The 11,815-nt window shown below is 73.1% G+C and carries 11 protein-coding genes and 3 pseudogenes; 8 read left to right on the forward strand and 6 right to left on the reverse strand.

Annotated features, from left to right (window positions below):
* Positions 1-239: 239 nt before the first annotated feature.
* Positions 240-376: pseudogene (locus ACWCXH_RS32210) on the forward strand (plasmid stabilization protein); the annotation flags it as partial.
* 12 nt (positions 377-388) lie between these two features.
* Here the strand turns inward: ACWCXH_RS32210 and ACWCXH_RS32215 are convergent.
* Positions 389-577 (reverse strand): hypothetical protein, encoded by a 189-nt coding sequence (locus tag ACWCXH_RS32215; RefSeq protein ID WP_449805034.1) that lies wholly within the window; start codon positions 575-577, stop codon positions 389-391.
* Positions 578-686: 109 nt separating this feature from the next.
* Entirely contained in the window at positions 687-1,655 is a 969-nt protein-coding gene (locus ACWCXH_RS32220) for an LLM class F420-dependent oxidoreductase (protein ID WP_449805035.1), read from the reverse strand.
* A 252-nt stretch (positions 1,656-1,907) separates the two neighbouring features.
* On the opposite strand from ACWCXH_RS32220, the gene ACWCXH_RS32225 reads away from it, so the two are divergent.
* The gene (locus tag ACWCXH_RS32225; protein WP_449805036.1) at positions 1,908-3,098 is read left to right on the forward strand and encodes a carboxylate-amine ligase; all 1,191 of its coding nucleotides are present in this window, start codon (positions 1,908-1,910) and stop codon (positions 3,096-3,098) included.
* A gap of 480 nt (positions 3,099-3,578) precedes the next feature.
* Positions 3,579-3,875, forward strand: a complete 297-nt coding sequence (locus tag ACWCXH_RS32230) for a hypothetical protein (protein WP_449805037.1) — start codon at positions 3,579-3,581, stop codon at positions 3,873-3,875.
* A 75-nt stretch (positions 3,876-3,950) separates the two neighbouring features.
* Here ACWCXH_RS32230 and ACWCXH_RS32235 read toward each other — a convergent pair.
* Positions 3,951-4,230, reverse strand: a pseudogene (locus ACWCXH_RS32235) (hypothetical protein); the annotation flags it as partial.
* A gap of 327 nt (positions 4,231-4,557) precedes the next feature.
* Between ACWCXH_RS32235 and ACWCXH_RS32240 the strand changes: the two are divergent.
* The 3 genes and pseudogenes from ACWCXH_RS32240 (at position 4,558) to ACWCXH_RS32250 (ending at position 6,732) form a co-directional block, all read left to right on the forward strand.
* Positions 4,558-5,724 (forward strand): alpha/beta hydrolase family protein, encoded by a 1,167-nt coding sequence (locus tag ACWCXH_RS32240; RefSeq protein ID WP_449805038.1) that lies wholly within the window; start codon positions 4,558-4,560, stop codon positions 5,722-5,724.
* A 188-nt stretch (positions 5,725-5,912) separates the two neighbouring features.
* A pseudogene (locus ACWCXH_RS32245) lies at positions 5,913-6,344 on the forward strand (AfsR/SARP family transcriptional regulator); the annotation flags it as partial.
* 103 nt (positions 6,345-6,447) lie between these two features.
* Positions 6,448-6,732: a tetratricopeptide repeat protein gene (locus ACWCXH_RS32250; protein WP_449805045.1), complete on the forward strand. Its 285-nt coding sequence runs from the start codon at positions 6,448-6,450 to the stop codon at positions 6,730-6,732.
* Between the two features lie 12 nt (positions 6,733-6,744).
* Here the strand turns inward: ACWCXH_RS32250 and ACWCXH_RS32255 are convergent, their stop codons facing one another.
* Positions 6,745-7,302, reverse strand: a complete 558-nt coding sequence (locus tag ACWCXH_RS32255) for a hypothetical protein (RefSeq protein WP_449805039.1) — start codon at positions 7,300-7,302, stop codon at positions 6,745-6,747.
* 162 nt (positions 7,303-7,464) lie between these two features.
* Here ACWCXH_RS32255 and ACWCXH_RS32260 point away from each other — a divergent pair, with 162 nt between their 5' ends.
* Complete coding sequence (locus ACWCXH_RS32260) at positions 7,465-7,713, forward strand: hypothetical protein (protein ID WP_449805040.1); 249 nt, start codon at positions 7,465-7,467, stop codon at positions 7,711-7,713.
* Positions 7,714-8,211: 498 nt separating this feature from the next.
* Positions 8,212-8,352 carry a hypothetical protein gene (locus ACWCXH_RS32265; RefSeq protein WP_449805041.1) on the forward strand — a complete coding sequence of 47 codons (141 nt, stop codon included), beginning with the start codon at positions 8,212-8,214 and terminating at the stop codon, positions 8,350-8,352.
* Positions 8,353-8,449: 97 nt separating this feature from the next.
* On the opposite strand, the gene ACWCXH_RS32270 is transcribed toward ACWCXH_RS32265, so the two are convergent.
* A complete protein-coding gene (locus ACWCXH_RS32270) occupies positions 8,450-8,791 on the reverse strand; it encodes a hypothetical protein (protein WP_449805042.1) in 342 nt (113 codons plus the stop codon).
* Positions 8,792-8,815: 24 nt separating this feature from the next.
* Positions 8,816-11,815: polymorphic toxin-type HINT domain-containing protein (locus ACWCXH_RS32275; protein ID WP_449805043.1), on the reverse strand; the 3,000-nt coding region annotated here is incomplete at its 5' end.

The raw sequence follows: 11,815 nt of genomic DNA on the forward strand, positions 1-11,815 counted from the left end.
CGCGGCGAGGGCTCGCTCACGTGCCACGGGCTTCTTCCCCCAGAACCTGTGCCCGGCTTCTTCAAGCGAAGGTCCCGGTGGCACCCGGTGGGTGCCGGCGCGGCCGGCATGAAAGCGGTCGCTGCAACAGTCGTTCTACCCCGACATACGACATCCAATTCATGTTTCGGCCGATTTGTTGCTGTTTTGCCGGGTGCACGCGATCGGGCAACGACCCCACGCCGAGAGGAGAGGCGGTCATGCCGCGAGGATCCAGCCCCAAGTGCGAGCGCCAGTACGAGCACATCAAGGAGAGCGCCCTCGGCCGCGGAGAGAGCGAGAAGCGGGCGAAGAGATCGCAGCCCGGACGGTCAACAAGGAACGCGCCCGGCACGGCGTGGCCGCACAGTCACGCCAGCGCCTCGTAGGCGCCCAGGGCGCCTGCGCCGTCCGCACCTGTGACCAGGGCCTCGCGCAGGCGGACCGCGGCGGCCCGGCACTGGGCCAGCAGCCGCGCCCGGCACGGCCCCGTAGCACCGAGTGCGGCGGCGGTGACCAGTGCCGCGAACTGGGCGCCGGTTCGCGGTCTCGATCGCATCGAAGACCTCGTCCAGCGGGCGCACCCCCACTGCCGGGACCGTCGTCTCGTCACTGGCTTCCGCGCCCGTCCGATGGCAGAGGCCGCACCACAGCCGGGTGGGGCAGCCTCACAACGCTGCTCGCACGGCAGGCAGCAGGGTGTTCTCGGCCCAGTCGAGGAAGGCCGGCTGGCTGTCGCCGCCGACCTGGACGAGGGCGACCTCACCGAACCCGGCGTCGGCGAACGGCCGGACCGCGTCGACGAAGTCCTCGACCCGGTCACCGCAGGGGATGGCTTCGGCGATGTCGCCGAGGCGCACGAAGCGGCTCGCGGCGGCGAAGCCCGCGGTCCCGGGCAGTTCGGCGTTGACCTTCCAGCCGCCGCCGAACCAGCGGAACTGCTCGTGGGCCCGTCGCACGGCGGCGTCCCGGTCGGTGTCCCAGCACACCGGCAGCTGGCCCACCGCCGGTTTCCCGGCCCCGCCGTGCTGCGCGAAGCCCGCGACCAGGGCGGGGTCGGGCTCCACGGCGATCACCAGGTCGGCCAGCCGGCCCGCCAGTTCGCAGGAGTCCGGCCCCGAGACCGCGATTCCGATCGGTGGCAGCCGGTCGGGAAGGTCCCACAACCGGGCGCCCTCGACGTCGAAGTACCGCCCCCGGCGGGTGACGTAGCCACCCTCGAACAGCTCCCGGATGATCTGCACGGCCTCGTCGAGCATCGCCTGGCGGACCGGCGCCGCGGGCCAGCCGTGGCCGATCACGTGCTCGTTGAGGTTCTCGCCGCTGCCCAACCCGAGCCGGAAGCGGCCTTCGGAGAGCAACTGCACCGTGGCGGCCTTCTGCGCGACCACCACCGGGTGGTAGCGGAAGGTCGGGCAGGTGACGTAGGTCATGAGCGGAATGCGGGAGGTGGCCTGCGCGGCGGCGCCGAGCACGGCCCACGCGTACGGGGCGTGGCCCTGCTCGTCCAGCCAGGGGAAGGAGTGGTCCGAGATCACCGAGAAGTCGAAGCCCGCCTGCTCCGCGCGCACCACGTCCGCGACCAGATCGCGAGGGCCTCGCTGCTCGGTCATCATCGTGTATCCGATTCTCACCATGGCCCGCGTCTGCCCCGGTCACGGCATCCTGCACACCAGCGGGCCCTGGATCATCCGCCCGTCTCGACGCAGGCGATCCCACAAGGAGCAGCGCCGCCACCGTTTCCAGCCGACCGCGCGGGACATACGCAGGGCGACAAGGGAGCGCAGCTTCATGACCCAGGACTTCTGCGAACGCGGTGCTGCCCGGCCCAGGGCCCGGCGGCACCGGCTGCCCGTCCGGCTGCCGACCACGGTCACGGGGCACCAGCGATGACCGGCCGAGGTGACGCTCTCAGGTTCGGCATCGAGGAGGAGTTCCTGCTGGTCGATCCGACCACACGGCGCACCGTGCCCCGAGCCCACCTCGTGGTGCCGCACGCCGCCCGGACCCTGGGCGACCGGGCGCAGCACGAGTTCCTGGCCACCCAGGTCGAAGCGTGCACCCGCCCCGTCACCACCGCCGTCGACCTGCGCTCGGAACTGGTCTGCGCGCGCCGGGCCATGGCCGAAGCGGCAGAGAACGCCGGATGCCTGCTGGTGGCCACCGGCACCGCGGTCCTGCCCAGCGACCACCCGCTGCCGCTGACCCCCACCGACCGCTACCGGCGCGTCGCCGCCCATGTGGACGGCGCCGCCGACCAGGTAGGCGGCGAGATCTGCGGCTGCCACGTCCACCTGGGTGACCTCAGCTGCGCCGATGCCCTGGCGATCAGCGCCCGCCTGCGCCCGTGGCTGCCCGTTCTGCAGTCGCTGTGCGTCAACTCGCCGTTCTGCGAGGGCCAGGACCGCGGAGCCGCGAGCAGCCGCGCCGGCCGCTACCTGGCATGGCCCACCTGCGGGCCCGCCCCGGTCCTGGACCCGTACGGGTACGAGCGGACGGTGCAGCGGCTGGCCGCCGACCGCGTGATCCTCGACCGCAAGATGCTCTACTGGTACGCCCGGCCGTCCGAGCACTTGCCCACCCTGGAGGTGAGGATCGCGGACACCAACGCGGACGTCGACACCCCGCTCCTGTTGGCCGTCCTGCTGCGCGCGCTGGCCCACACCTTCCTCGCCGCCCACCGCAACGGCACGCCACCACCGCGCATGGCCACCGTGGTCCTGCGTGAAGCCCATCGCCAAGCCGCACTCGGCGGCCTTGCCGCCATCGGCACCGAACCCTCCACCGGACGCCGCCTGCCGATGCGCCGACTCGCCACCAGCCTGCTCGACCTCGCCACTCCCGCCCTGGCCGTGGCAGACGACCTGGCAACCGCCCGTCTGCTCCTCCACCACCGGCTGACCGCCGGCACCGGAGCCGACCGGCAACGCGCCGTGTTCAACCACCGCCAGTCGCTGACCGACGTCGTCGACGACCTCGCCCACCTCATCGCCGCTCCCGGAACCGATGCGGCTCAGACTCCGGTTCCCGGCAGGGGCGCCCTCGCCCGCGGGCCCGGAAGCAGCCCAGCCCCGCTCTGAGCGGCGGGCCGCTCAGCTGTCCGCCACAGGCAGGACGATCCGGGCACGCACATCCTGGAGGACAGCTCGGAGCTGTCCCCGCGTGCCCGCCGCCTACTCGACCGCACCGGACGTCGGCAGGAGCCGACGGAGCCCAGGCTCCCCACGGAGCTGCTGCGGGTCCGCGACCGCAAGGGTCGGCTGGTCCCCGCCCCGCTGGAACTGGTGATCCGGCGCGAGGGCTTCGCGCAGAGGTACGGCGGACTGCGCTACACCGTGCGAAGAGGCCGCGCGGACGCGAACGGCGGGCGCTCGGAACGCAGCCTTGGGTGGCACCACGAGCTGGGGTCATATGTGTGGCCCGATCCCGTGCGGGGCTGGTTCTTCGACTGGGAAGGACCGTCCGCTGCCCACCCGGTCCGTTATCTCGTCCACACCGACGGGCGCGTGGGAGTCGAGAACACCTCCGGCGATGGTGTCTTCCAGGAGACGGAGGCATCCATGATCCACCGGATCGAGTCCCACGCCGTCGAGGACGAGGTCTCCGCCTGGGATCCGTGGCCGATCGACGGCGGCGGCCTCGCTATCGCCCGACACCTGGACAACCTCAGCGAGGTCACCGAAGCGTCAGGCCCCATGCTGAGCTGGCGGATGTCCAATGTTGTCGCCGTCCTGGAGTTCGCCTACCCGAGCAGGACGTTCCCTCGCGAACGTCAGGCGTGGATCTGGTCCCGGGACGAGGAGGGCCACCGGCAGGTCAGCGCAGCAGCCGTGCTTGCAGCCAGAGCTGATGACTAGCAGGCTGCCTGACGGCGCGCCGCGATCTTCCGTCATCGATGGCAGATCGCGAGGTGAATCCACCCGGGTCAGGCATCATCGGATGCGAGGGCTTCGAGGCCGGCTTTCCCAGCGGTAGAGGGTCCAAGCCCGTCGGATTAGGCAGCGGACAGTGATGATGACGCTGGCCAGGGTGAGCTGCTCTGGCTTTCGTGGAGTCCCTGATGTCTGGGTTTGGGTGCTCGGGCAGCGGCCCCAGAGTTACTTCCAGGGCGGCGAAACGGTCGAGGGTCGCGGGCAGCAAGGTGTGATCGCGAGTGTTCGCCGGCGCCGGGTCGGTGACCAGCGGTATGCCGTAGCCGTCCGTCAACTGCGAGCACGCGCAGGGTCTCCATCACGCCGGCGGCGATCCACTCGTCGCGGCGGCGGCATGCTGAAACGAGGACGTGGCACCGCCGGTCCGGACGCCGAGCACCGCGAATCAGCGCCACCACGCTCGACCTGCTGGCGCTGCTGATCGACGACCGGTCCGGGCGTTCCCGGCCGCAGGCCGCGAGGGACTGGCAGATCGGCGACAAGCCGAGCAGGCAACGGGGTGGTCATCCACAGGGATGACGCCGCTGATCCGCATGGATGATTGCCCGTCAGAACTTGCATCCGCGGGCGGATTCGGGATCCGGGCCCCGAACCTAATCTCAACGGCATGAACCGATACCGCCGCGCCGCAGCCGTCGCCGCCCTCGTCCTCGCTCTTCCGCTCCCGCTGGCCGGGGCCGCTCCGGCCTCGCCCGCGCAGCCCGCCGCCGCCTCTGCGCCCGCCGCCTTCCACGGTGAACTGCCGCGCCCCACCGGGCCGTTCGCGGTCGGCGAGGAGGTGCTGCACCTGACCGACCCGAACCGCACCGATCCGTGGGTGCCCGCGGCCGGGCCGCGGCAGCTGACGGTGTCGATGTTCTACCCGGCCCGGCACGACACCGGCGAGGCCGCTCCGTACATGACCGCCGGCGAGGCCCAGAACTTCCTCGCGACGCGGGTGCCGCCGGGCACCGGTCTGCGGCCGCAGGACCTCGTGGGCACCCGGACCTACGCGTACACCGGCGCGAAGGCCGCGGGCGGGAAGTTCCCGCTGGTGGTCCTCTCCCCCGGCTTCGAGAACCCCCGCGCCACGCTGACCGGCCTGGCCACCGACCTGGCAAGCCACGGGTACGTCGTGGCCCTGGTCGGTCACACCTACGAGGACTCCGGCGAGACGCTCGCCGACGGCAGCACCCCGGGATGCACCCTCTGCGCGGGCGGGGCGCCGGACTCGCTCCCCGGCAGCCGGGCGAAGGACGTGTCGTTCGTCGTGGACCAGCTGACCGGGCACCACCCGGCCTGGCGGCTGGCGCGCCTGATCGACCGCGACCGCATCGGCATGGCCGGGCACTCGATCGGCGGCGCGTCGGCCCTGACCGCGATGGCCGAGGACCGGCGGATCCTGGCCGGGGTGAACATGGACGGGACGTTCTTCCCCCCGGTTCCGGCCGACGAGCTCAAGGGGCGTGCGTTCCTCCTGCTCGGGAAGCAGAGCAACCACTCCGCCGGTGGCGGGGACACGTCGTGGGGACAGACCTGGGCGGGTTGGGACTGCTACAAGCCCTGGCTGGCCGTCGCGGGCACCGCGCACGCCAGCTTCACGGACGTGCCGATCCTCGCCACCGAGGCCGGCCTCCCGCTCCCTCCCGGCGTGACCACCTCGCCCGAGCGCGGGATGCAACTGACGCGGGAGTACGTCGGAGCGTTCTTCGACCAGACTCTGAAGGGTCTCCACCAGCCCCTGCTCGACGGCCCGTCGCCGGTGAACCCGGAGGTGGCCTTCCAGCGCCCGTGAACGGCCCACCGGCGTCGCGCTCCGCCCCCCGGTCGAAGGGCCTGTGCTTGCTCCGGCAAGGGTGCAGTCCGGGGGGCCGAGGACGACGAGGGCGCAGGTGCGGCGTGCGGATTCTCCTGCTGGGGCCGGTGGAACTGCGGACCGCTGACGGCGAGGCCGTCCACGTCGGCGGGGGCCGGCGGCGGGCCGTGCTCACGGCGCTCGCCCTGGAGGCCAACCGGGTCGTCCCGGTCGAGCGGCTGCTCGGCCTCGCCTGGGAGCACACCCCGCCGTCCACCGCGCGCGCCGCGCTCCGAGGCCACGTCGCCCGGCTGCGCACGCTCCTGACGGACGGCCTCCGGCTGGACACCCGCGCCCCCGGCTACGTCCTGCACGCCGACCCGGACCTGATCGACGCCCACCGGCTCGACCGGCTCCTCGACCGGGCCCGCGCGCAGGCCCCGGACACCGCCGGGGACGCGGCCGCCGTGCCGCTGCTGCGCGAGGCGCTCGCGCTCTGGCGCGGGCCCGCCCTCGCCGGCTGCGGCTCGGACGCGATCCGCGAGCTCGCCGTCGGCCGGCTGGAGAGGCTGCGGGTCGAGGCGCTGGAACAGCTCGCCGAGCGGTCGCTGCGGGCCGGCCTGGGCCGGTCGGTGACGGCCGAGCGGCCGGGCGGCGGACGCCCTCGCCCCGATCGAGGAGTCGCTGGCCCTGCTGACGGGCCGGGAGTCCGATCCGTACCTGGTGATCTCGACCAAGACCCACGCCCAGGTGCTGCGCGAACTCGGCCGCTCCGACGAGGCGGTGGCGCAGATCCACCGGGCCCTGGAGCTCGGCCGGGCCCAGGGCAACCACGCCCACGCGGAGTTCGACTTCGCCGACGTCATGGGCCAGGTGCTGTACGACCGGGGGCACACGGCCGAGGCCCGCCGGCACTGGGAGCGGGCGCTCGAACCGGCCGCCGAGCAGGGACGGATGACCAAGCAGGTGGAGCGGGTGAGGGCGCAGCTGGCACAGTGCGGCCCGTAGCGGCGGCCCCGCTCAGGCGCCCCAGGACGTGGTGGTCGGTGCGGCCGTCGAGCCGGTGGAGGTGGTCGGGCGGGACGGGGCCGCGGGCTGCAGGAAGTCCGATCCGGCCGTCGAGGTGGTCGTGCGCGTGCCCGGGCCCGCCGCGGTGGCGACCGGTCCGCTCGCCGCCGTGGTCCGCGCGGTGACCGTCGAGGTGCGGCGGGCGGTGGGAAGCCCGGGTGTGGTGGTCGGTGCGCCGCCGCCCGGCTCGACCCGCTCGATCCGCAGCACGAGGTTGCGGTCCTGGCGGTCGCCGGCCCGGTCGCGGTTGCGGCTGTGCACCAGCTGCGTCGGCACGCCCCGGATTTCCTGCCAACGGCCCTGGACGGCACGGATGTTGGGGCTCCACTCGCCCTCGTGGCAGTGCTCCAGGTCCAGCTGCCAGCTCGCGGCGTCGACCAGGTGGACCGCGCCGACCGTCCCCGGGATCTCGACCGGCGCGCCGCCCCGGACGGTCACCACCGCACGCTGCGGCCACTGCCCCTCCACCGCCGTCACCGTGATCCGGCTCGGTCCCTGGTACCAGGCCATGGTTCTCCTCCCGCGTCCGTCCTCGTGCCGGCTGCCGACCGGCCTCAGCTGGTACCACGGACGGCGGCCCCTCCGGGGTTCGACGGCCCGCCGGTCCCCGTGAACCGGGCGGCGGTCGCGGGCCGTGGAACCAGGCGGACACCGTCACCCGGGGAGAGCAACGTGACCAGTACGGCGACACGGAGGCAACCGGCCCTGGTCTGCTGCGCGGCGGCCGTCGGCCTCGCCGTGACGGCGCTCCTCGCGGTGCGCGTCCCGCCGCCCTCGCCCGTGCCCGCGCGGCCGCAGCCGACCGGTGCGGCAGGGCCCGCCGTGGCCGTCGACCCGGCCCGGCCCCCGTCGGGGACGACCCGCACCGGACTGCGGCAGGTCCTGAACGTCGTCGACGCCGCTGACGGGAGGCTCCGGTGAGCGGGAACGGGAACGACCGGCCCCCTTCCTGAAGCCGGACGCCACCACCGGGAACCCGGCTGCCGCCGCGGTGCCCACCTCGGCGGCCCCGGCGGCCCCGCCCGCGTCCCAGCCCACCGCCGGCTTCCGGGGCGTCGCCGGGCCCGGCTGTTCCGGCGCAGGCGTGCACTACCAGGAGGTCGGCGCGTTCCGCCAGGGCGCGGACGGCTGGGTGACCGTCAACAGCGGTGGCCACACCGGCGATTCCTGCAACGGCCAGTACGACGCGGTGCCGATGTCCGGCGACCGCGCCAAGGACGACAACAGCACCTACGCGCTGTGGACCTTCGACGTCGGTGCGGGCTCGGGCGCGGCGAGTTGCGCCGTCTCCGTGTACGTGCCGGACTCGACGTCGGTCCAGCAGGTCGGCGGCGCCCCCGCGTACTACACGGTGGCCGGCGCGTCCGGCGCGACCTCGGCTCGTTCACCGTCGACCAGGTCGGCCGGCACGGCAGCTGGGTGGCCGCCGGCACCTTCCGCCCCCGGGGCGGCCCGCTGGACGTCCGCCTCCACAACCGCGGCCAGGACTGGACGGGCTCCGGCCAGCCCACCCACGCCCACCTCGCGGCGGCGGCGGTCAGGGTGGCCTGCCAAGGCTGAACCGCCCCCGCCGGAACGGCCGCAGGCCCCGCCGGACCTGGGTCCAGCGGGGCCTGCGCGGTGGCCGCCCGGTGCCTTCGCCCCGGGCGGCCCGGGGTCACTCGTCCACCGGCACCTCACGGACCCGGACGTCTCCGCAGACGACGAACCCCGAGGGCACGCCGTCGCTGAGGAGGTGGAGCCTCAGGAACCGGGGCGACAGCGGCTTCGGCACGTCGACCAGCTGCTCGATCTCCGGGTCGGAGTCCACCTCCCGGATCGCCAGCTGCCGGTAGCCCGACACCGTCTTCATGGCCACGACGCTGACGAACTCGACCTCCGTGACGGTGCTGTCCCCCGACTGCCAGAAGCTGCGGAACACCAGCGTCCGGTGGGAGGCCCGGTAGGACCAGACCTGCATGTCCTTCTGCAGGTCCAGCGGCAGCGGACTCGTCGTCATGTCGTTCCTCCAATCTGCCGGCGCTCAGTCCAGCGGGTTCGTCGTCAGACGCACATTGTTCCGGTAGAAGATCACCCTGGCCTGGACCTCCGGGGGCGCGGCCTTGATCATGGCGAGCTCCCAGGCGGTGAACTTCTCCTTGGGGTCCGTCACGCCCTCCATCTGCTTGGCCCACGCCTTCGGATCGTCGATCCCGTCCAGATTGAAGTGGATCTCGGTCTTGCTGTCCGGGGAGAGGGCCCGGCGGACCACGCCCTTCCAGTCCTCGGTGCCCCAGTCGAGGTGCCACGGCGCCTTGACGAAGTCGGAGAACTTCTCCAGCAGCTGGCTGTTCTCCTTCGTGAACTCCAGGCCCAGGGCGATCTTGGTCAGGCAGAGCGGGTTCGCGTTGTGGACCAGGACCGGCGTCGCACCGGCGAACACGTAGTAGGTGTGGACGTCGCTGACCGTGAGGTTGTAGGCGGCCTGCAGCGTGGTCCAGCTCCGGGTGCCGGTGATCCGCACGGCCCGGCCCTCGGGGGTGCGGACGGTGTCGCCCGTGGTCAGGTCGGCGGCGACGCGCCAGGCGCGGGCGCTCTCCGACCAGTACGGGTGGTGGCTGGTGGAGGTGACGGCCGCCGACGAGCCGTCCGGCGCCGCGATCGTGAGCTCCGTGAACTCGTGGTCGTCGGGGGTGTAGATGGTGGCTTCGACGCGCTGCGCGCTCGTGGCTCCGGTCACCGGGTCGGTGGCCGTCACCCGGTCCCCGACGCGGACCTGCTCGATCGGGCGGCTCGTGCCGTCCGCCATCAGGACGCCCGTGCCGGCCGGGAAGCTGTTGCCGGTCTGGCAGGACGCCCAGGCGGCTGCGGCGACCTTGGCCTCGCCCTGCAGCTGATGGATCAGAGCGGCGTCGGCATTGGGGTCGTGGCTCAGGGCGGCGAGTGCCGCGTCGGTGCCGACACCGTCCTTCAGGGTGAGGCGGAACCTGGCGACGGCGGCGGCCGTGTCGGTGAGCTTGCCGATGATGGCATTGCTGTAGCCGTTCAGCGTCGCCTGGAGGGCGAGCTTGGCGTCCTCGATGCCGACACCGGTTTCGAGCGCGTAGCGGAATGCGACGATGCCCTTGGCGGCCTCGGTCAGCTTGCCGACGGGGATGAGCGTCGCGACCGCCCAGCCGCAGGAGGCGTTCAGGCCGGGGTTGTTGAAGCACTTGACGAAGTCCCCGGCGACCAGGTCGAAGAGGATCTTGCTCGCGATCGCGTCCGGCCCGTACTTGAGCTTGTAGTCGTCGAAGCTCATGTCGACGGTCGTCGAGTACGGGACGCCGTCCAGGTGCTGGGTGCTCAGGACGACGGTGTCCCACGTCTGGTACTTGCCCTTGCAGGCGTCGAGGCCGAGCCCGACCTCCGGGCACGTCCGCATGACGTAGTCGACGGTGCCGGAGACCTTCACCTTCACCGTGATGGTGCAGAACAGGCCCTTCTTCCCGCCGACGTTGTGCCAGGTCTTGCTGTCGCTGAACAGGCCCAGGATGCCCTGCTTGGTGGGGTCGTCCTGGATGCACTTGGACATGCCGTCGTCGACGGTCTGCGAGGTCATGTCCGAGTGGGGCACGGTCTCGACGTAGTAGGCGCGGCCGCCGTTGTCGCCGCGGTCGCCGTTCGCGCCCTCGTTGCCGGCGGTGCCGGACGGGGTCTGGGCGGCGGCGGCTTCGGCCTGCTGCTTCTGGAAGACGGCGGCCCGGGCGTCGGCGGCGGCCTTGGCCGCCTCGGCGGCGCTCTGCTTGGCGGCCGCGGCCGAGGCCTGGGCCTGGTCGGCGGCCGCCTTGGCGGTGGCCGCGTACTGCTGCGCCTGGGCGGCGTAGCCGGTGGCCATGCTCGCGGAGAAGCTCGCGCGGCTGGCGGCGGCGTTGGCGGAGGCCGCGGAGGCCTGGGCCTGCTGGGCGTACTGGGCGGCCTGCTGGGCGCTGGCCTGGGCGGCCTGCGCGGACTGGGCGGCCTGGTTGGCGAAGTCCTGGGCCTGCTGGGCGGACTGGGCGGCCTGGTTGGCGTAGCCGGCGGCCTCGTTGGCGGCGCCGCGGGCGGTGGCGTAGGACTGGGCGGCCTGGGCGGCGTACTGGCGGGCCTGGGCCACCGAGCCGTCGATCGTGGCGAGGTAGGACTGGATGGTGGCCACGTGGGCGGCGGTCACCGCGTCACGCTGCTGGGCCTTGAGGATCCCGGTCTGCAGGAACGGCTCCAGGCGGTCCGCCGGGCCGGACAGGACGGCCTGGGCGGCTGCCTTGACCTCCGGTCCGCCGGTGGCGATGGCCTGGGTGACCAGGACGCGGTTGTCGTCGTCACGGGCCTTGTACTGGCCGACCGCGAGGAAGGCACGGACGTCGTCGATGGTGCCGTCCAGGGCTTTGCCCGCCGCGGCCTTCACGCCAGGTCCGCCGGCGGCCATGATCTGCGAGAGCTGGACGCGGTCGTCGTCGTCCTTGCCCGGGTACTGGCCGGTGGCGAGGAAGGCCTTCACCTGGTCGGGGGTGCCGACCGAGGCGGTCTCCGCGGCGAGGCGCAGTTCCATCTTCCCGGGGCCCTCGGCGATGGCCATGGCGCTGGTGCGGTCGTCGCGGTCCCGGGCCACGTTCAGGTTGGTGGCGAGGAAGGCCTGGACGGCGGTGTCGTCGCCCTCCAGGGCGGTCTGGGCGGCGGCCTTGGTCCACGGGCCGCCGGAGTCCAGCAGCCGCAGGGCGGCCTGGCGGCCCTTGAGCAGCGCGGTCGTGGAGTCGGTGCCGGGCGCCTGAGCGTCCTTGATCAGCTGGTCGGTGTCGGCCGCGAGCTGGGTGGCCTTGCCGGCCTCCCAGGCCGATGTCCTGGCCTTCAGGTCCGCGGCGCGGGAGGCCTCGTCGGCGGCGGCCATCTCGGTGGCCTGCTGCTCGTCGAGGCGCTCCTGGTCGGAGGCACGGGCGATGTCGGCGACCTTGTGGGCCTGGGTGGCCGAGTTCGACGCGGAGTCGGCGGCGTTGCTCGCCGCCGCGGCCGCGGCCTGGGCCGTGTT

The organism is Kitasatospora sp. NPDC001660 (genome assembly GCF_053596725.1).

Bases quoted from the DNA above. Each gene is read 5' to 3' on its own strand.
- ACWCXH_RS32215 (WP_449805034.1), bottom strand. From the start codon at position 577: ATGCGATCGAGACCGCGAACCGGCGCCCAGTTCGCGGCACTGGTCACC.
- ACWCXH_RS32270 (WP_449805042.1), bottom strand. From the start codon at position 8,791: ATGACGACGAGTCCGCTGCCGCTGGACCTGCAGAAGGACATGCAGGTC.
- ACWCXH_RS32225 (WP_449805036.1), top strand. From the start codon at position 1,908: ATGACCGGCCGAGGTGACGCTCTCAGGTTCGGCATCGAGGAGGAGTTC.
- ACWCXH_RS32255 (WP_449805039.1), bottom strand. From the start codon at position 7,302: ATGGCCTGGTACCAGGGACCGAGCCGGATCACGGTGACGGCGGTGGAG.
- ACWCXH_RS32230 (WP_449805037.1), top strand. From the start codon at position 3,579: ATGATCCACCGGATCGAGTCCCACGCCGTCGAGGACGAGGTCTCCGCC.
- ACWCXH_RS32240 (WP_449805038.1), top strand. From the start codon at position 4,558: ATGAACCGATACCGCCGCGCCGCAGCCGTCGCCGCCCTCGTCCTCGCT.
- ACWCXH_RS32220 (WP_449805035.1), bottom strand. From the start codon at position 1,655: ATGGTGAGAATCGGATACACGATGATGACCGAGCAGCGAGGCCCTCGC.